Source organism: Streptomyces actinomycinicus (assembly GCF_016741775.1).
Lineage (GTDB): Bacteria > Actinomycetota > Actinomycetes > Streptomycetales > Streptomycetaceae > Streptomyces > Streptomyces actinomycinicus.
Genome location: NZ_JAERRK010000016.1, coordinates 148341 through 166627 on the forward strand (window position 1 = coordinate 148341; position 18287 = coordinate 166627).

An 18287-nucleotide genomic window follows, 5' to 3' on the forward strand; every position below is an offset into this window, starting at 1 on the left:
CGGAGCGCCGTACCATCGTCCTTATGGCTACGGAAGACGCGGTGCGCGAGGCACTGGCGACGGTGAACGACCCCGAGATCAACCGACCCATCACCGAACTGGGGATGGTCAAATCGGTGGAGATCGGCGCGGACGGAGCGGTCGCGGTCACCGTGTACCTGACCGTGTCCGGCTGTCCGATGCGCGACACGATCACACAGCGCGTCACCGAGGCGGTCTCCCGGGTCGAGGGCGTCACCCGCGTCGACGTCACCCTCGACGTGATGAGCGACGAGCAGCGCAAGGAGCTGGCGGCGGCCCTGCGCGGCGGCCAGGCCGAGCGCGAGGTGCCCTTCGCCAAGCCGGGCAACCTCACCCGGGTCTACGCGGTCGCCTCCGGCAAGGGCGGCGTCGGCAAGTCCTCGGTGACGGTCAACCTCGCCGCGGCGATGGCGGCCGACGGTCTGAAGGTCGGTGTCGTGGACGCCGACATCTACGGCCACAGCGTGCCGCGCATGCTCGGCGCCGACGGCCGTCCCACCCAGGTCGAGAACATGATCATGCCGCCTTCCGCGAACGGCGTGAAGGTCATCTCCATCGGCATGTTCACCCCGGGCAACGCCCCGGTCGTCTGGCGTGGCCCGATGCTGCACCGCGCCCTCCAGCAGTTCCTCGCGGACGTGTACTGGGGCGACCTCGACGTCCTCCTGCTGGACCTCCCGCCCGGCACCGGTGACATCGCGATCTCCGTGGCCCAGCTGATCCCGAACGCCGAGATCCTGGTCGTGACCACCCCGCAGCAGGCGGCTGCCGAGGTGGCCGAGCGCGCCGGCTCCATCGCCGTACAGACCCACCAGAAGATCGTCGGCGTGGTCGAGAACATGTCGGGCCTGCCCTGCCCGCACTGCGGCGAGATGGTCGACGTCTTCGGCACGGGCGGCGGCCAGCTGGTCGCCGACGGCCTCACCCGCACCACGGGCACGACCGTCCCGGTCCTCGGCAACATCCCCATCGACGTCCGCCTGCGCGAGGGCGGCGACGAGGGCAAGCCGGTCGTCCTGACCGACCCGGACTCCCCCGCGGGCTCGGCCCTGCGCGCCATCGCCGGCAAACTCGGTGGCCGCCAGCGTGGTCTGTCGGGCCTGTCCCTGGGCATCACCCCGAAGAACAAGTTCTGACATCGCGCGCCCGCGCTCTGCGGCTCCGCCCTCGGTCGCTCCTCTGACCAGCGGCGGAGCCGTCGACGTTTCCCGGCGTCGGTCGACGTCGAGCGCTCCCGCCCTGCACGGCACGCCGCTCGTCGTGTCGCCCCGCATCGGTCCAACGGCCGTCCGTTAGGCTCGCGTCGCCCACGAACGCCCCGATCCTCAGGGAAGGCAGGACGACGGAGATCAACCGAGAGCGCCTCGTCAGAGCGCTGACGTTCTGGCTCCGGCCCGCGTTCGCGCTGCGGGTCATCAACCGGTTCCAGAAGATCGCGGGTTTCGACCGCTCGATGGCCCTGGCGTCCAGCGCCTTGACAACCTTGGTCCCGTTGTCCATCCTCCTCGGCACTGTCTTCGCGCACTACGACGCCGCAGAGCGGATCATCAAACGCTACGACCTCACCGGAGCAGGCGCCACGGCGGTCCGCTCGCTGTTCTCCTCCACCGAAGGGACCAGCGCGACCTTCGGCATCGTCGGCGTCGTGTTCCTGATGATTTCGGTGCTGAGCTTCACGCGCGCCGCGCAACGGCTCTTCGAACAGGCCTGGGAACTCAAACCGCTCAGTGTGCGCAACACGCGCAACGGCTCGTGGTGGATCCTCGCCTTCGGTGGCTACGCCGTGGTCATCGCACTGCTCTCCGCGCTCCCGGGCGGGTACGCGCTGGACCTGGTGGCCCTGGTGAGCAAAGCGGTGGTGACCGCGGCGTTCCTCGTCCTCAGCGGCTGGATCCTGTCGGCGAAGCGGATCGGATGGCCGGCCCTTCTTCCTTTCGGCGTCACCGGCGCCGCCCTGACGGCGGCCTATTCAGTGGGCGCGACCCTTTACCTGCCGCATCTGTTCAACTCCTCCGCCACACGCTACGGGGTGGTCGGTGCGGTCTTCGCAATGATCTCCGCCCTCTTCGCGGTCATGCTCGCCCTGGTTGCATCGGCGGCCCTGGGACGAGAGGTGCGGGACGAACTCAGCCGGATCCGTGACGGCCGCCGCCCCGGCGACCGTGAGGTCCGCCGGCAGTGGGCCAACGTGGTCGAGCAGACTCGGTCACGGTGGCGCACTGCACGGGAAGAGATCTCCCATCATCAGATCAAGGGGTCGGACCGGTGACCCCCCGCCCTCACGCGTAGGCGGAGACGTCCTTCACCACGGCGAACCCGAGCCCGTACGCGCTCATGCCCCGCCCGTACGCCCCCAGGTGGACCCCCGCCTCGGTCGTGCCGGCCAGGACCCAGCCGAACTCCGACTCCCGGTAGTGGAACGACGCCGACACCCCGTCCACCGGAAGAGAGAGCCGGGACCACTCCGGCCCCTCCAGATCGTCGGCCAGGGCCCACGCCGTCTCCGTCTGCTGCTCCAGCCAGTCGTCCCGGAGACTGTGATCCATCTGCCCGGGCCAGGTGAACGACAGCAGCCCCACCCCGGCGAGCCACGCGGCGGAGGAGACCGAGGTGGCCTCCAGCAGCCCCGTACCGTCGGCGCTCCTCCGGGACGGCTGCGCGGCGACGGTGACGACGACCGCGAACTTCTCCCGCGGCTCACCGGCGGAGCCCGCTTCTCCCCGTACGGAGGGCTCGTCCCCGTGCCCGATCGAACCGTGCTCTACGGCGCCGTCGGCCGCCGTGCCGACCTGCATCAGCCAGCGCGGCCCCGTGAAGGCCTCGTCGAGGCCGTACCACGGGAAGGGCGCCTGCAGGTAACCGTCGACCGTACGCCGGGCGGAGGGCAGCTGCTGCCCGCCCTCCGCGACCGGCGCCTGCGCGCCCACCCGACTCGTCGTCTCCATCTGCCTGGACGCCTCCTCGTTCTCGTCGGACCGGGGCGGCCCGCCCCCCTTCGGGCGTACTCGTCCGGTCCGCACAACAACTCGGCAGCATATCCACACCGGTGAGACCCGCAGGGCAGGCGCTGGATGCGTGGGTCGCGCGAACGGCCTGTTCAGGCCGTGCGCGACGGGTGTGCGTTATGAAACGCGTCACGTGCGCGGCGTGCGCCCGCCTGCGCGTGTCGGCGGGGAGGACCGGGAACGAGCCGGCGGAACGTGGGCCCGCCGGTGGTGGAGGTCCCGCGTGCCGGCACCCGGGGGGCAGTCCCGCTAGGTGGCGTCCGCGTCGAAGGGCGGCCGCGCGCCGTCGGGCGTCTCGGGCTTCTTCGTCATGTCGATGCGCCCGCCGGAGGACGGGGAAGCAGAGGCGGGGGTTCCGTTGTCGCGGCTGTTGACCGCGTCCGTGACCTCTGCCATCTCCTTCTTCAGGTCGAAGCCGTTGCGGATCTCCTTCAGCCCCAGGTCGTCGTTGTCCAGCTGCTTGCGGAGGAACGTCTTGGGGTTGAGGTCCTCGAACTCGAAGTCCTTGAACTCCGGACCCAGTTCGGTGCGGATGTCCTGCTTGGCGCTCTCCGAGAACTCGCGGATCTTCCGGACCGTGCGCATCACGTCCTGGATCACCTTCGGGAGCTTGTCCGGACCGAAGACGAGCACGGCGAGCACGACGATCGTCACCAGCTCCAGTGGTCCTATGTCATTGAACACCTGACGCTCCTTGCGATGTCCTCGGTCGCTCAACGGTACCCGGCGTTCCCGTCCGACCGGTACCGTCCCATGGTGAGACTTCTGTCAGTTCTGCTCCGAGGCGCCCAGCACGAGTGAGATCTCCCGCTCGGTCCCCCCGCGCTCGACCGTGAGGCGGAGCCGGTCGCCGGGACGGTGGGCGCGGATCTTGACGATCAGCTCCTCGCCGGAGTGGACGCGCTCGCCGTCGACCTCGGTGATGACGTCCCCCTCGGCCATGCCGGCCCGGTCCGCGGGGCCGTCCTCGGCGAGCACGGGGTGCCCGTCCCGGCCCTTGGTGTCGATACGGGCACCGTCGCCGGTGTAGCCCATGTCGAGCCGGACGCCGATCACGGGGTGGCTCGCCCGGCCCTTGTCGATCAGTTCCTCGGCGACCCGCTTGGCCTGGTTGACCGGTATGGCGAAGCCGAGGCCGATGGAGCCGGCCTGTCCGCTCCCGGAGGCGGAGCCGCTGTCGGCCGAGCGGATGGCGGAGTTGATCCCGATGACCCGGGCCCGGGAGTCGAGCAGGGGACCGCCGGAGTTGCCCGGGTTGATGGGGGCGTCGGTCTGGAGCGCGTCGACGTACGACATGTCGCTCCCGTCGCTCTTCTCGCCGCCCGCCGTGATGGGCCGCTCCTTGGCGCTGATGATGCCCGAGGTGACGGTGTTGGCCAGGTCGAAGGGGGCACCGATGGCGACCACGGGGTCGCCGACCCGGACGTCGTCGGAGTTGCCCAGGGGCAGCGGGGTGAGGCCGTGGACGCCGTGCACCTCGACGACGGCGAGGTCGTAACCGCTGTCCCGGCCGACGACCTTGGCCCGCACCGTGTCGCCGCTGCTGAACGTCACGGTTATCTCGCCGCTCGACCCGGCGGGCTGGATGACGTGGTTGTTGGTGAGGATGTGCCCCTGGCCGTCGAGGACGAAGCCGGTGCCGGTGCCCGCCTCGTCGGTTCCCCGTACGTGCAGGGTGACGACGCTGGGCAGGGCGCGGGCCGCGATGCCGGCGACGCTGTCCGGCGCCCGGTCGGCGGGCACGCCCCCGGCTTGCGGCAGCTGTATCCCGTCGTCGGCGCCCTCGCGTTCGACGTAGGCGCCGACGGCTCCGCCGATGCCCGCGGAGACGAGGGCGACGACGACGGTCCACGCGAGCAGGAAGCGCATCCCGCGGCGTCTGCGCTGCTCACGCGTCAGCACTCCGGCGCCGGTCTGCTGCAAGGGCCCCCGGGCCAGCGCCTGCTCCTTGGCGGACCCGGCGGCCCACGGGTCGTAACGCCCCCAGGGGTCGGCGGACGGCGCAGCGGAGTCCCCGGCCGGGCCGCCGGGGGCGGGAGCGGGAGAGGGCACGGGAACGGGCGCCGGAGCGGGAGCGGGAGCCTGCGCGGTCGCCGCCGCCGGCGCCGGCGGCGTGACCGCCGGGGGCATGGGTGTTGTGTGCATGGGGGCGGTGGGCATGGACGCCGCGGGCATGGGGGCTGGGGGCATGGGCGCCGCGGGCATGGGGGCTGTGGGCGTGGGGGCTGTGGGCGTGGGGGCCGGAGGGGCCGCCTGTGCGGGTACGTCCGTGCCGTGTGCCGGGGTGGCCGCCGGGTGCAGGACCGGCGGGGCGGGTGCCCAGGGGCCGGGCTCGCCGTACGGCGGTGTGCTGTACGGGTCGGGGTCGTGCAGCGGCTTCGGCCGCTCGGCGGGGGCCGCCCAGGAGGCACCCTCCGCCTGCCCAGGCTCCGCCCGTACGACCTCGGCGTCCCCGGCATCCGTCACTCCGGCGCCCGGCACCTCGGTATCCACCGCTTCGGCGTCCGCCGGCCCCGCATCAGGAACCGGGGCCGGCCTGGCCAGTTCGAAGTCGCCGTCGGTGCCTTCCGCGGGCGCCGGTGCGGCCACCGGTGCCCTCTGCGCGGGGACGGACGGCGACTGCTCGGTTCCGGTGAGGTCCGGTGCGGCACTCCCGATGCGACCGGCGCGGCCGGCACTCCCGACACGGTCCGAACTCTCGACGCGGTCGGCGCGCTCGACACGGTCCGCACTCCCGACGCGGTCGGCACGCTCGACACGCTCCGCACTGTCGACGCGGTCGGCGCCATCCGCGCGGTCGGGCGGTGTCTCCCCCGCCGCTCCCGCCGGTTCGTCCACCGGCGGGACACGGTTCGCCTCGTTCATGCTCTCCCCACGGCCGGCCGCGACAGCGCGCTGCCGCGGCCACGGAACATCGTCTGCGCGCCCGGGTCGTCGCCGCGGGCACGGCTCTCACGGGATTCAACCAGGTTCGCGAGCCGGGGCGCAGTGGCCGGTCAGGGCGACTGGGGCGACTGCTGAGAGGCGGCGGAGGCGGAGGGAGCGGGAGTGGTGTCGGGGACGGGGGCGGACAGCAGTCCGGAGCCAGTGACTCCGGGCGTGGTGGAGCCGTCGGCGAGCGGCAGGGCCATCGTCTCGTCCAGCGGACGTATCAGCGGGGACACGGCTGCCGCACCGGCCAGCACCGGCGTGGTGACGCCCCGCACCGCATCGGTCCGGCCCTGTCCGCCGAGCGGGGCGGGTATCCCGGGCACCAGCGGCGCCGAGAGGGAGGTCGGCGTGTCGGGTGTCTGGCCGAGCAGCGCGCCACCCTGGGCGAGCAGCGGGCCCACCGGCCGGCGGCGCTGGCCGTCCGGGGTGGCCGAGCCCGCACCGGTGCCCGTCGGGGTGACGTTGCTGCCGGTGCCGGAGCCGCCGCGGGCCTCCGCGGTCAGGTCGCCGGGGACGGCACCGGTCACGCCGCCGAGGGCGACCGCGGCCAGCGACACCGCACCGGCGGCGGCGAACGCGAAGCGCAGCCCTCGCGATGCGGAACGGCCGTCGTCCGGGCGGCCGACGGGATGGATACGGAAGCCGCGGTCCTCGGGAGCGGCACTCTGCGGGCGGGCGGCGGCATAGCCGTGCACACCGGCCGGTACGTACCCGAACGGGAGGCGCTCGTCGCGCCCGACGCCGAAGGCTCCGGCGCCGGGGTCGCGGCCGAACAGCCCGCTGCCGGGTGAAGGGGTGCCGCCGTCCGGGTCGCCTCCCCCGGGGAGGCCCTGCAGGCGGGCCAGGAAGCTCGCCGAGGGCGGCGGCGGGGCCGCCTCCGCGAACACGTTCTTCAGGGCGCGCTGGGCGTCCGCCTCGGCTTTGCACCGGGCGCAGGTGGCCAGGTGCGCGAGGACCCGCTCCCGCGTCTCATGACCCAGCTCCCCGTCCACCAGGGCGGAGAGCCGGTCTCCCAGGTGCTGCTCCGCGAGGTGCGCCTCCCGGACAGGTTTCGGTCGTGATCCGGTCACGCGGTCGCGCCCCCTCCCCCCAGAGCGGGGACACGGGTCAGGAAGGAGCGCCGCTCGGCGGCACGGGCTTCCGGGGAGCGGTGTGCGAGCGCCTTGCGGAGCTGGGACCGGCCGCGGTGGATACGGGAGCGGACCGTGCCGAGCTTCACGCCGAGGGTCGCGGCGATCTCCTCGTACGACAGTCCTTCGATGTCGCACAGGACGACGGCGGCGCGGAACTCGGGCGCGAGGGTGTCCAGCGCCTGCTGTACGTCGGCGTCGAAGTGGGCGTCGTTGAACAGCTGCTGCGGGGTGGGCTCGCGGCTGGCCAGGCGGTCGGCCGCGTCCTCGCCGAGGGCGTCGAAGCGGATGCGCTGCTTGCGCCGGACCATGTCCAGGAAGAGGTTCGTCGTGATGCGGTGCAGCCAGCCCTCGAAGGTGCCCGGCGAGTACGTCGACAAGGAGCGGAAGACACGGACGAAGACCTCCTGGGTGAGGTCCTCGGCGTCGTGCTGGTTGCCCGTCAGGCGGTACGCGAGGCGGTAGACGCGGCCACTGTGCATGCTGACGATCTCGTCCCACGTGGGCGGAGTCCACGCCTGCCCGTCCGCGTCGGTGGCGAAGGTCGCGGTCTGGGTCTCGCCTGCGGCGGAACCGGTGGCGTGGTGGTCAGCTGCGGTGTCGGTCACGGATTTCGGCCTGCCCGCCGACCCGAGGAAGCGCCGCAGCACTCCGCCCCGGTCTCCGGGCGCAGCCGCACCTCCCCTGTCGGCTCTGGTGGTGTCCAGTGGAGCCCCTACCATAGCCACCTCGCCCGTTAGCTCCGGATAAGCGGTTTTACGAGAATTTGATACGCGCTGACACGGCTCATGCGGCTGCGTCAGCAGTTGCTCGGCGTCCTGGTCCACCTCTCGCCCCCCGTCGCGTCGCCGGCTACCGCTACATCCCTATAAACGCCCGGGCTCATCTGCGGGTTCCCGTCACCAACGGATACAGTCACGCCCAGGCAACCAGGGGACAGGAGAGGGTCATTACCGGCAACCGGCAGACGAGCTGGGCGTTCGCCGACGCCTTTGTCGCCGAGGACGAAGCGCTGCGCTGGGCCCGCGACCGGGCCCGCGAGGCAGGGCTGCGCTCGGTGTCGCCCGGCACGGGCGCCGCGCTGCGACTGCTCGCCGCCTCCGTGGACGCGAAGGCGGTCGCGGAGATCGGTACGGGCTGTGGGGTGTCCGGGATCCATCTGCTGCACGGGATGCGGCCGGACGGCGTGCTCACCACGGTGGACCTGGAGCCGGAGCACCAGCAGTTCGCCCGGCAGGCCTTCCGGGTCTGCGGCTTCGCCAGCAACCGGGCCCGCTTCATCCCCGGCCGCGCCCTGGACGTCCTGCCACGTCTCGCGGACGCCGGCTACGACCTCGTCTTCTGCGACGGGGACCGGCTGGAGTACCTGGACTACCTCGCTGAATCGTTGCGCCTGCTGCGACCGGGCGGTCTGGTGGTGTTCGAGGGCGTCTTCGCCAACGGCCGCACCGTCGACTCGGGACCGCAGCCGACCGAGGTGCTCCGGCTGCGCGAGCTGCTGCGCACGGTGCGCGAGAGCCAGGACCTGGTCCCCTCGCTGCTGCCGGTCGGCGACGGGCTGCTGTGCGCCGTCAAGCGCTGAACCCACGGGTGCCGAACCGACGGGCGCTGACCTACGGGCGCTGAGCCCTGGGGCGCCGAACCCTGGGGCGCTGAGCCCTGGGGCGCCGAACCCTGGGGCGCTGAGCCCTGGGGCGCCGAACCCTGGGGCGCCGAACCCGCAGGCACCGGGGGGCGAGCCCGCGGGCGGGAACCACCGCCCGGGTCCCTGGACGCGGCTGCCCCGGCACCGCGTACGATGCCGGGGCAGCCGGTAGGACTGATCGCTGGGACGTCAGACGACGACCTTCTTCAGGGCGTCGCCGAGCGCCTCGGCCTCGTCAGGGGTCAGCTCGACGACGAGTCGACCGCCGCCTTCGAGCGGAACGCGCATGACGATGCCCCGCCCCTCCTTGGTCACCTCGAGCGGGCCATCACCCGTCCGCGGCTTCATGGCCGCCATGCTCGTTCCCCTTCCTGAAACCAGCTCATCGTCTGCCGACAGCCCCGGGAGGGCACCCGCCGTCCCTATCGGACAGGCGACACCGGCATCGAACACATTGCTTCCCAGCCATTATCCCGCATCGACGGACCCGATGACCAACATCGGTAGGCATCGCTTGGGCAACGCGCGCGAGCAAAACCACCCAATTCGGCGATGTGGCTGCGATACTGCGCCACCGCACCGACTCCGGCCGGCCTGCTGCACCGTGATTTTCTTTGACGCAGGTCACACGTCCGGTCCGGCCCTTGGACCGCGATCTCCGCCATGCTGTCCTCAGACATGGACGTACTGAGCGGTACGTCACCAGCCGCGAACCGGAGGGGATGCGCCATGGCCGACACCGTGCTCTACGAGGTGAGCGACGGACTCGCGACGATCACGCTGAACCGTCCCGAGGCGATGAACGCGCTGAACGTCGCCACGAAGGCGGCTCTCCGCGAGGCGGCGGAATCCGCGGCCGCGGACACGGCCGTACGGGCGATCCTGCTCACCGCGGCCGGGGACCGGGCGTTCTGCGTGGGCCAGGACCTCAAGGAACACATCGGGCTGCTGGCCGCGGACCGGGAGACCGGCTCCGGGCAGACGATGAGCACGGTCAAGGAGCACTACAACCCGATCGTGCGGGCCCTCGCCGGGGCGCCGAAGCCGGTGGTGGCGGCCGTGAACGGCGTCGCGGCCGGGGCCGGGTTCGGTTTCGCGCTCGCCGCGGACTACCGCGTGGTGGCCGACACCGCCGGCTTCAACACCTCGTTCGCCGGCGTGGCGCTGACCGCCGACTCCGGCATCTCCTGGACCCTGCCCCGGGTGATCGGTCCGAGCCGCGCCGCCGACCTGCTGCTCTTCCCGCGCAGCATCAGCGCCCAGGACGCGCTGGAGCTGGGCATCGCCAACCGGGTGGTCCCGTCCGCGGAGCTGCGCGGCGAGGCCGAGAAGGTGGCGCGGGCGCTGGCCGAGGGGCCGACGGTGGCGTACGCGGCGATCAAGGAAGCGGTGGCGTACGGGCTCACGCACTCCCTCTCCGAGACGCTGGAGAAGGAGGACGAGCTGCAGACCCGGGCCGGGCAGTCCGAGGACCACGCGATCGCGGTGCAGGCGTTCGTGAACAAGGAGAAGCCGAAGTACCTGGGCCGCTGACCCGTACGTCCCCGGGGCGCCGGCCCGTACGTTCCGGTAAGCGGGCCGCCGACCCCGTGCGCCCGCGGGCCGGTGGGTGTCGCCCCCAGGGGCCGCACGTACTGGTATGCGGGCCGCCGCCCCTGTGCGTCCGCGGGCCGGTGGTTGTCGTCCCCGGGGGCCGGGTTCCCGGCCCCCGTCGGTCTCGCGGCCCCGTCCTCACCCGCCGGACGGGTCGGTGGAGCGCGCCACGCATGCCTCCAGATGGTCGTTCACCAGGCCGCACGCCTGCATGAGCGCGTACGCCGTCGTCGGGCCGACGAATCTCAGTCCCCGCTTCTTCAGGGCCTTCGACAGGGCCGTGGACTGCGGGGTCACGGCAGGGACGTCGGCGAGGGTCCTCGGGGCCGGACGGGTCGCCGGGTCCGGGGCGTGGGACCAGATCAGGTCGTCCAGGTCGCCCTCGGCCCAGTCGGCGAGCACGCGCGCGTTGGTGAGCGTCGCGTCGATCTTGGCCCGGTTGCGGATGATGCCCGCGTCGGCCAGCAGGCGCTCGCGGTCCGTGTCGGTGAAGGCCGCGACCTTCTCGATGTGGAAGCCGGCGAAGGCCGCCCGGAAGCCCGGGCGGCGGCGCAGGATCGTGATCCAGGACAGGCCCGACTGGAAGGCCTCCAGGCTGAGCCGCTCGAACAGGGCGTCGTCGCCGTGGACCGGGCGGCCCCACTCCTCGTCGTGGTACGACACGTAGTCGTCGGTCGACAGCGCCCACGGGCAGCGCAGTGCGCCGTCGGGCCCCGCGACGGCGGTTCCGGCGGTCATCGCCGGTCCTCGTGGCCCGGCTTGTCCAGGCGGGCGTGCGCGGCGGCGGTTCTCGCTCCGGCCAGCGCGGACTCCAGGTCCGCGATACGGGCGTCCCGCTCCGCCAGTTCCGCGGCGAGCCGGCCGAGGGCGTCGTCGACGTCGGCCATGCGGTAACCGCGCGGGGCGACCGGGAAGCGCAGGCTCTCCACGTCCGCACGGCCCACCGGGCGGTCCGCGGGCAGCGGGTCCTGCAGCCGCTCGGGCGCCGCCTCGGGCAGCGGGCCGCTCTCGCCGCCGCCCACCACGGCCAGTGTCACCGCGGCGACCACGACGGCCAGCGCGACGACCAGGAACAAGAACATCACCATCGCCGTAAGGTCCCCACGCTCGTAACCGGACGCTGTGCCGGATGCTGAATGTGTCAGGGTCCGATCGTGCCATGCGAGTCTGACAGTTAGGGTCACAGGCGGCGCTGCCGCGGGACGTACTAAGAGAGGTCACAGGGGATGCTCAGGCTGGGCAAGCGGGAATTCGGGCCGCGGGAACCGGTGATCATGGCGATCGTCAACCGGACTCCGGACTCCTTCTACGACCGGGGAGCCACGTTCCTCGACGAGCCGGCCCTCGCCCGGGTCGAGCAGGCCGTGGCCGAGGGCGCCGCGATCATCGACGTCGGCGGGGTGAAGGCCGGCCCCGGCGAGGAGGTCTCCGCGGAGGAGGAGGCCCGGCGGACGGTCGGCTTCGTGGCCGAGGTACGGCGGCGCTTCCCGGACGTGATCATCAGCGTGGACACCTGGCGGGCCGAGGTCGGAGAGGCCGTGTGCGAGGCCGGCGCGGATCTGCTGAACGACGCGTGGGGCGGGGTCGACCCGGGACTCGCGGAGGTCGCGGCGCGGTACCGGGTGGGGCTGGTGTGCACGCACGCCGGGGGTTCGCAGCCGCGGACCCGGCCGCACCGGGTGACCTACGACGACGTCATGGACGACATCCTGGACGTCACCGTGGGGCTGGCCGAGCGGGCGGTGGCGCTGGGGGTGCCGCGGGAGTCCGTGCTGATCGATCCCGGGCACGACTTCGGGAAGAACACGCGGCACAGTCTGGAGGCGACGCGGCGGCTGGACGAGATGGTGGCGACGGGGTGGCCGGTGCTGGTGTCGCTGTCCAACAAGGACTTCGTCGGCGAGACGCTGGACCGGCCGGTGAAGGAGCGGCTGATCGGTACGCTGGCCACGACCGCCGTTTCCGCGTGGCTCGGGGCGCAGGTGTACCGGGTGCACGAGGTGGCGGAGACCCGGCAGGTGCTGGAGATGGTGGCGTCGATCGCCGGGCACCGGGATCCTGCGGTGGCCCGCCGCGGCCTGGCCTGAGGTAGCAGGGGGGCTCCCCCCGGACCCCCGCCCTGCCCTGCCCTCCCGACTCGGTCGGCAGGAGAGCGAGCAACGACCCCGCCCCGGAGCCCGGCGAACCGGGCCCCGGAGCCCCCTACCGGCCCAACGAGCCAGGCCCCGGCGCCCGCCCACGGCACGGTGAGCGGGGCCACGGAGGCCGCCCTCGGTGAGGTGGGCCGGCGCTCGGGGGCGGTGCCGGGGTGGGCTAGCGGCCCGCTTCCTTGGAGACCAGGGCCACCGCTTCCTCGACCTCGTCCGTGACGTGGAAGAGCATCAGGTCCTTGTCCGCCGCCTTGCCCTGGGCGACCAGGGTGTTCTGCAGCCAGGACACCAGGCCGCCCCAGTACTCGCTGCCGAAGAGGACGATCGGGAAGCGGGTCACCTTCTGGGTCTGGACGAGGGTGAGGGCCTCGAAGAGTTCGTCCAGGGTGCCGAGGCCGCCGGGCAGGACGACGAAGCCCTGTGCGTACTTCACGAACATCATCTTGCGGACGAAGAAGTAGCGGAAGTTCAGGCCGATGTCGACGTACGGGTTCAGCCCCTGCTCGAAGGGCAGCTCGATGCCGAGGCCGACCGAGACACCGCCCGCCTCCAGCGCCCCCTTGTTGGCCGCCTCCATCGCGCCCGGGCCACCGCCGGTGATCACCGCCCAGCCCGCCTCCACCAGACCGCGCCCGAGGCGGACGCCCGCCTCGTACTCCGGGGAGTCGGCCTTCGTCCGCGCCGACCCGAACACGCTGATCGCGGGCGGGAGTTCGGCGAGCGTGCCGAAGCCCTCGATGAATTCCGACTGGATGCGGAGCACCCGCCAGGGGTCCGTGTGGACCCAGTCCGAGGGGGCGCGCTCGTCCAGCAGCCGCTGGTCGGTCGTACTGGGCGTCACCTGTGACCGCCGTCGGAGGACCGGTCCGAGTCGCTGCTCGTCCGGCGGCTGCTTCTTCCCCTCGGGGTTGCCGGTAGCCATGTGCGCTCCCTCCGCTTGCCGGTAGTTCGATCTCAGAGTAGATCTACGCGGGTTACGGAGGGGGGACGTGAGCATGTCCGGCGTGCAGCCGTGCCGCGCCCCGCGGTCTACGCGGTGAGCCAGGCCCGCAGGCGCTCCTCGCCGGCGAGGATCTTCGCCGTCTCCACGCGCTCGTCCCGCTTGTGCGCCAAGTGCGGGTTGCCGGGGCCGTAGTTGACGGCCGGCACGCCGAGCGCGGAGAAGCGGGAGACGTCCGTCCAGCCGAACTTGGGCTGCGGAGTGCCGCCCACCGCCTCGATGAACGCCGCGGCGGCCGGGTGGGAGAGGCCGGGCAGCGCGCCGGGGCTGTGGTCGTCGACCACGAACTCCTGGACACCGCAGTCCGCGAACACCTCGCGGACGTGCGCGATCGCGTCCTCCTCGGTGCGGTCGGGGGCGTAGCGGAAGTTGACCGTGACCACGCACTCGTCCGGGATGACGTTTCCGGCGACTCCCCCGCCGATGCGCACCGCGTTCAGGCCCTCGCGGTACTCCAGGCCGTCGATGACCGGTCGGCGCGGCTCGTACGACGCCAGGCGGGCCAGGACGGGGGCGGCGGTGTGGATGGCGTTGGAGCCCATCCAGCCGCGTGCCGAGTGGGCCCGCTCGCCCTTGGTCTTCAGCAGCACCCGCAGGGTGCCCTGGCAGCCGCCCTCGACCTGGCCGTCGGAGGGCTCCAGCAGCACCGCGAAGTCACCGGCCAGCCACTCGGGACGGGCCTCGGCGATGTGCTTGAGCCCGTTCAGCTCGGCGGCGACCTCCTCGTTGTCGTAGAAGACGAAGGTCAGGTCGCGGTTGGGGGCGGGGACCGTGGCCGCGATGCGCAGCTGGACCGCCACGCCCGACTTCATGTCGCAGGTGCCGCAGCCCCAGAGCACGCCGTCCTCGTCCAGCCGCGAGGGCACGTTGTCCGCGATCGGGACGGTGTCGATGTGGCCGGCCAGGATCACGCGCTCGGCGCGGCCCAGGTGCGTGCGGGCGACCACGTTGTTGCCGTAGCGGTCCACCGTCAGGTGCGGCAGGGCGCGCAGGGCGGCCTCGACGGCGTCCGCGAGCGGCTTCTCGGTGCCGCTCTCGGAGGGGAAGTCCACGAGCTGCGCGGTGAGCGCGGCGGCGTCGAGCGTGAGGTCAAGCGAGGTGTCGGCCATGGCTCCGACCCTAGCGCGCCGGTTCCGGGGGCCGTTTCGGCCGCGCGGCGTGGAACCCCCCGTAAGGGTCGGGCGGGGCTCCAGTACCTTGTACGCGTGTCAGAGCCGTCCCCCACCCGTCCCAAGCGCCGCGGCCGTCTCTTCCGTTTCGGTGCGGCCCTGTTGGTCCTGTGCGGCGTCGCCGCCTACCTCGTGGTGCAGTACGTCACCGGAGGCGGCGGAGCGCGCGGCTGCAAGGTGGTCTCGGCCTCGGGCGACGGGGCGTCGTACGAGTTCACGCCGGAGCAGGCGGTGAACGCGGCGACGATCGCCGCCGTCGGTACCGGCCGCGGGATGCCCGAGCGGGCCGTGACGATCGCGCTGGCGACCGCCCTGCAGGAGTCGGGGCTGCGCAACATCGAGCACGGTGACCGGGACTCCCTGGGCCTGTTCCAGCAGCGGCCCTCGCAGGGCTGGGGCACCGAGCGGCAGATCATGGACCCGGCGTACGCGTCGGGCATGTTCTACGCGCACCTGGCCAGGGTGCCGGACTACACCGGCCTGCCGCTGACGGTGGCGGCGCAGCGGGTGCAGCGCAGCGGCTACCCGGAGGCCTACGCCAAGCACGAGCCGGACGCCACGCTGCTGGCGGCGGCCCTGACCGGGCGTGCGGCGGCCACGCTGACCTGCGACGGGCGGCCGGAGCGGACGGCGTCGGCGACGGGTCCGGGCGCGGTACGGACCGCGCTGGTGCGGGACTTCGGGCGGGACGCGCTGCAGGAGACGGGTGCGGAGGTGGGCGGCACGCCCGTGCCGACGCCGTCTCCCGCACCGAGCGTGACCGCGACCGCGCACGGGCGGACGGTGACCGTTCCGGTGGCCGGTGGCACGCATGCGGCCTCGGCCGGGCGGGACGAGCGCGAGCGGGGCTGGCAGGTGGCGCAGTGGGCGGTCGCCAACTCCGCGGCGCTGCACATCCAGCGGGTGTCGTACGCCGGGCGGGAGTGGGCCGCGGGGAGCGGCGGCGGCGAGTGGCGGACGGCGGGCGGGACCGCCGGGGCGGAGAGGTCCGCGGGCACGGTCCGGATCGTGACCGGACAGTAGTACGGCGGATCACTCCGGCGGGTTGTGCGGCGGGAGGTCGCCAGGCCGCGCGGGCGGATGGTGTGCCGGGTCCGGAAGTCCTTGGAAATCAAGGGCCGGAAGGATTCTGCGGACTTTCCGGCAGACGCCGTTTGCCCGTTTTTATCCACACCTGATAATGCGATGCGTTATCCATTCTTTACCCGGTGCGTCCGCAACCTTCGCGGGCTTCGAGCGGTAGTCACGGCGTCCGAGCCCGGACACGAACCGTCCGGACGACGACACGTCCGGTCCGGACGGCACCGTTTTCCTCCCGTCGAATGGAGCATCATGTCCCTCCCTCTGACCCGCCGGATCGCCCGTGCCGCGCTGCTCGTCGCAGCGGGAGCGGCTGCCGGGGTCGGTGCGGCCGGCTCCGCCGGTGCGGCCACGAATCTGCCGGCGACCAACCCGAACCTGGGCGGCGTGACCGCACTGGACGGGGCACACGTCAGCAACACCGTCGACGGTGCCGCGAAGAACGTCACCTCGCTCGCGGGTGACACCGGCAGCAAGGCGGTCCAGCAGGCGGTGCCGGCCGCCGGCAAGGCCGGCGGCGGTGCCTTGAGGACGGCGGCGCCCGCCGCGCAGAAGACCGCGGGTGGCGCGGCCGGGACCGCGGGGGGTGTCCTCGGGGACGCCGCGGCCGGTGCGACGAAGGGCGGGCTGCCGACGGACTCGCTCACCAAGGGCGGGCTGCCGACGTCGTCGCTGCCGGCCAAGGGCCTGCCGCTCGGCTGAGCGCCCCGGCTCCGACCGGCCGACGGGGCCCAGGGATTTTCCCTGGGCCCCGTTCGCCGTGTGCCGGTGAGCACGCGTGCCGGTGAGCACGTGTGCCGGTGCGTGGGCGTGCCGTGCGTGGGGTGCCGGTGCGTGGGCGTGCCGTGCGTGGGGTGCCGGTGCGTGGGGTGCCGGTGCGTGGGCGTGCCGGCGGGTTACTTCGTCAGGCGGGCCACGGCGGCCCGTACGCGTTCGTCCGTCGCCGTGAAGGCCACGCGTACGAACTTCTCTCCCGCCGCGCCGTAGAAGTCGCCGGGGGCCACCAGGACGCCCAGGCCGGCCAGGTGGGCCACGGTGGTCCAGCAGGACTCGTCGCGGGTGGCCCAGAGGTACAGGCTGGCCTCGCTGTGCTCGATGCGGAAGCCGTGGGACAGCAGGGCCGCCCGGAGGGCCTCGCGGCGGGCCGCGTAGCGCTCGCGCTGCTCGTGGACGTGGGCGTCGTCGCCGAGCGCGGCCACGACCGCCGCCTGCGTCGGCGCGGAGGTCATCATGCCGCCGTGTTTGCGGATCTCCAGCAGCGGGCCCAGGACGGCCGGGTCGCCGGCGATGAAGGCCGCGCGGTAGCCCGCCAGGTTGGAGCGCTTGGAGAGGGAGTGGACGGCGACGATGCCGTCGTAGGAGCCGCCGTTGACGTCGGGGTGCAGGACCGACACCGGGTCGGCCTCCCAGCCCAGCTCCAGGTAGCACTCGTCGGAGAAGACCAGGACGTCGTGGGCGCGGGCCCAGGCGACGATGTCCGTCAGCTCCTGCTTGGACAGGACCTTGCCCGTCGGGTTGGACGGGGAGTTCAGCCAGAGGAGCTTCAGGTTCGACGGGTCCAGCTCACGCGGGTCGTCGTAGACCTCGTAGTCGGCGCGGGCGAGGCGGGCGCCGACCTCGTAGGTGGGGTAGGCCAGCCGCGGGTAGGCGACCTTGTCACCGGGGCCGAGGCCGAGCTGGGTCGGCAGCCAGGCGACCAGTTCCTTGGAGCCGACGACCGGCAGCACGTGGCGGTCGGTGACGTCCCGGGCCCCGAGGCGGCGCTCCAGCCAGCCGGTGATCGCCTCGCGCAGGGCGGGGGTGCCCCAGACCGTCGGGTAGCCCGGGGAGTCGGCCGCGTCGATGAGGGCCTTCTGGACCAGCTCGGGGACCGGGTCGACAGGAGTGCCGACGGAGAGGTCGACGATCCCGTCCGGGTGGGCCGCGGCGGTCTTCTTGTACGGGGCCAGCTTGTCCCACGGGAAGACGGGCAGGCGGTCGCCGAACGACTCACCGGAGGAGCGGTGACGGGCGACGGGCGGGGGGCCGGAGACTGCGGACACGATCAGTGGCTCACTTTCGTACGGGTGCGGCAAACGCCTCGGTCCCGTACGGCGCCGATCAGGGTGATCCGGCCGTACGGGACCGAGGCGGCGCTGGTGGTCCCCCCGGTCCGGCGCGGCCGGGAACCGGGGGGCAGGCCGCTGGCGCCTAGAGGGTCACTCGCCCTGCGGCGGCAGCGCGGCGACGAAGGGGTGGTCCCGCTCGATCAGCCCCAGCTTGCTGGCGCCGCCGGGCGAGCCCAGCTCGTCGAAGAACTCGACGTTCGCCTTGTAGTAGTCCTTCCACTCCTCCGGAGTGTCGTCCTCGTAGAAGATCGCCTCGACCGGGCAGACCGGCTCACAGGCACCACAGTCGACGCATTCGTCCGGGTGGATGTACAAGGACCGCTGGCCCTCGTAGATGCAGTCGACCGGGCACTCCTCGATGCACGCCTTGTCCTTCACGTCGACACAAGGCTGCGCGATGACGTAGGTCACGCTGTCGTTCCTCCTCGATAGGGCGCTGGCGGGCCTCCTCAGGC

The 18287-nt window shown here is 72.7% G+C and carries 19 protein-coding genes; 7 read left to right on the forward strand and 12 right to left on the reverse strand.

Going from position 1 to position 18287, the window contains the following annotated elements; genetic code table 11:
- Nucleotides 1-23: 23 nt before the first annotated feature.
- Entirely contained in the window at nt 24-1157 is a 1134-nt protein-coding gene (locus JK359_RS26805; RefSeq protein WP_059252450.1) for an Mrp/NBP35 family ATP-binding protein, read from the forward strand.
- Between the two features lie 356 nt (nt 1158-1513).
- The gene (locus JK359_RS26810) at nt 1514-2290 is read left to right on the forward strand and encodes a hypothetical protein (RefSeq protein WP_236678487.1); all 777 of its coding nucleotides are present in this window, start codon (nt 1514-1516) and stop codon (nt 2288-2290) included.
- A gap of 10 nt (nt 2291-2300) precedes the next feature.
- Here the strand turns inward: JK359_RS26810 and JK359_RS26815 are convergent, their stop codons facing one another.
- From JK359_RS26815 to sigE, 5 genes are all read right to left on the reverse strand, one after another.
- Nucleotides 2301-2966: a hypothetical protein gene (locus tag JK359_RS26815; protein ID WP_201840736.1), complete on the reverse strand. Its 666-nt coding sequence runs from the start codon at nt 2964-2966 to the stop codon at nt 2301-2303.
- Between the two features lie 309 nt (nt 2967-3275).
- Nucleotides 3276-3710 (reverse strand): sec-independent translocase, encoded by a 435-nt coding sequence (locus JK359_RS26820; protein WP_201840738.1) that lies wholly within the window; start codon nt 3708-3710, stop codon nt 3276-3278.
- 84 nt (nt 3711-3794) lie between these two features.
- Complete coding sequence (locus JK359_RS26825; RefSeq protein WP_201840740.1) at nt 3795-5891, reverse strand: S1C family serine protease; 2097 nt, start codon at nt 5889-5891, stop codon at nt 3795-3797.
- 131 nt (nt 5892-6022) lie between these two features.
- Nucleotides 6023-7027, reverse strand: a complete 1005-nt coding sequence (locus JK359_RS26830; RefSeq protein ID WP_201840742.1) for a zf-HC2 domain-containing protein — start codon at nt 7025-7027, stop codon at nt 6023-6025.
- The gene (gene sigE / locus JK359_RS26835) at nt 7024-7737 is read right to left on the reverse strand and encodes an RNA polymerase sigma factor SigE (protein ID WP_201840744.1); all 714 of its coding nucleotides are present in this window, start codon (nt 7735-7737) and stop codon (nt 7024-7026) included. The genes JK359_RS26830 and sigE overlap by 4 nt, the downstream gene beginning before the upstream one ends.
- Before the next feature lie 236 nt (nt 7738-7973).
- Between sigE and JK359_RS26840 the strand changes: the two genes are divergently transcribed.
- A complete protein-coding gene (locus tag JK359_RS26840) occupies nt 7974-8669 on the forward strand; it encodes an O-methyltransferase (protein ID WP_236678519.1) in 696 nt (231 codons plus the stop codon).
- A 252-nt stretch (nt 8670-8921) separates the two neighbouring features.
- Here JK359_RS26840 and JK359_RS26845 read toward each other — a convergent pair whose 3' ends face one another.
- A complete protein-coding gene (locus tag JK359_RS26845; protein WP_018544333.1) occupies nt 8922-9089 on the reverse strand; it encodes a DUF3117 domain-containing protein in 168 nt (55 codons plus the stop codon).
- Nucleotides 9090-9461: 372 nt separating this feature from the next.
- Here JK359_RS26845 and chcB point away from each other — a divergent pair, with 372 nt between their 5' ends.
- Nucleotides 9462-10265 (forward strand): 2-cyclohexenylcarbonyl CoA isomerase, encoded by an 804-nt coding sequence (chcB, locus tag JK359_RS26850; RefSeq protein ID WP_201840746.1) that lies wholly within the window; start codon nt 9462-9464, stop codon nt 10263-10265.
- A gap of 198 nt (nt 10266-10463) precedes the next feature.
- Here chcB and JK359_RS26855 read toward each other — a convergent pair whose 3' ends face one another.
- Nucleotides 10464-11063: a DNA-3-methyladenine glycosylase I gene (locus JK359_RS26855; protein WP_201840749.1), complete on the reverse strand. Its 600-nt coding sequence runs from the start codon at nt 11061-11063 to the stop codon at nt 10464-10466.
- Entirely contained in the window at nt 11060-11413 is a 354-nt protein-coding gene (locus JK359_RS26860) for a DivIVA domain-containing protein (protein ID WP_201840752.1), read from the reverse strand. Before JK359_RS26860 ends, JK359_RS26855 begins: the two co-directional genes overlap by 4 nt.
- 138 nt (nt 11414-11551) lie before the next feature.
- Here JK359_RS26860 and folP point away from each other — a divergent pair, with 138 nt between their 5' ends.
- Nucleotides 11552-12412 (forward strand): dihydropteroate synthase, encoded by an 861-nt coding sequence (gene folP / locus JK359_RS26865; RefSeq protein ID WP_201840755.1) that lies wholly within the window; start codon nt 11552-11554, stop codon nt 12410-12412.
- A gap of 226 nt (nt 12413-12638) precedes the next feature.
- Here the strand turns inward: folP and JK359_RS26870 are convergent, their stop codons facing one another.
- Both JK359_RS26870 and dapE read right to left on the reverse strand, forming a co-directional pair.
- On the reverse strand, nt 12639-13397 hold the full coding sequence (locus tag JK359_RS26870; protein WP_201840758.1) for an LOG family protein: 759 nt from the start codon (nt 13395-13397) through the stop codon (nt 12639-12641).
- Nucleotides 13398-13504: 107 nt separating this feature from the next.
- Nucleotides 13505-14584 carry a succinyl-diaminopimelate desuccinylase gene (dapE, locus tag JK359_RS26875; RefSeq protein WP_201840761.1) on the reverse strand — a complete coding sequence of 360 codons (1080 nt, stop codon included), beginning with the start codon at nt 14582-14584 and terminating at the stop codon, nt 13505-13507.
- A gap of 96 nt (nt 14585-14680) precedes the next feature.
- Here dapE and JK359_RS26880 point away from each other — a divergent pair, with 96 nt between their 5' ends.
- Both JK359_RS26880 and JK359_RS26885 read left to right on the forward strand, forming a co-directional pair.
- Nucleotides 14681-15667 (forward strand): VldE C-terminal domain-containing protein, encoded by a 987-nt coding sequence (locus JK359_RS26880; RefSeq protein ID WP_201840764.1) that lies wholly within the window; start codon nt 14681-14683, stop codon nt 15665-15667.
- Between the two features lie 309 nt (nt 15668-15976).
- Nucleotides 15977-16426 carry an ATP-binding protein gene (locus tag JK359_RS26885; RefSeq protein ID WP_201840767.1) on the forward strand — a complete coding sequence of 150 codons (450 nt, stop codon included), beginning with the start codon at nt 15977-15979 and terminating at the stop codon, nt 16424-16426.
- 194 nt (nt 16427-16620) lie between these two features.
- Here the strand turns inward: JK359_RS26885 and JK359_RS26890 are convergent, their stop codons facing one another.
- Nucleotides 16621-17697: a bifunctional succinyldiaminopimelate transaminase/glutamate-prephenate aminotransferase gene (locus JK359_RS26890; RefSeq protein ID WP_201840841.1), complete on the reverse strand. Its 1077-nt coding sequence runs from the start codon at nt 17695-17697 to the stop codon at nt 16621-16623.
- A gap of 225 nt (nt 17698-17922) precedes the next feature.
- Nucleotides 17923-18243, reverse strand: coding sequence for a ferredoxin (fdxA, locus tag JK359_RS26895; protein WP_030746389.1), 321 nt, complete (start codon nt 18241-18243; stop codon nt 17923-17925).
- Between the last annotated feature and the right edge of the window lie 44 nt (nt 18244-18287).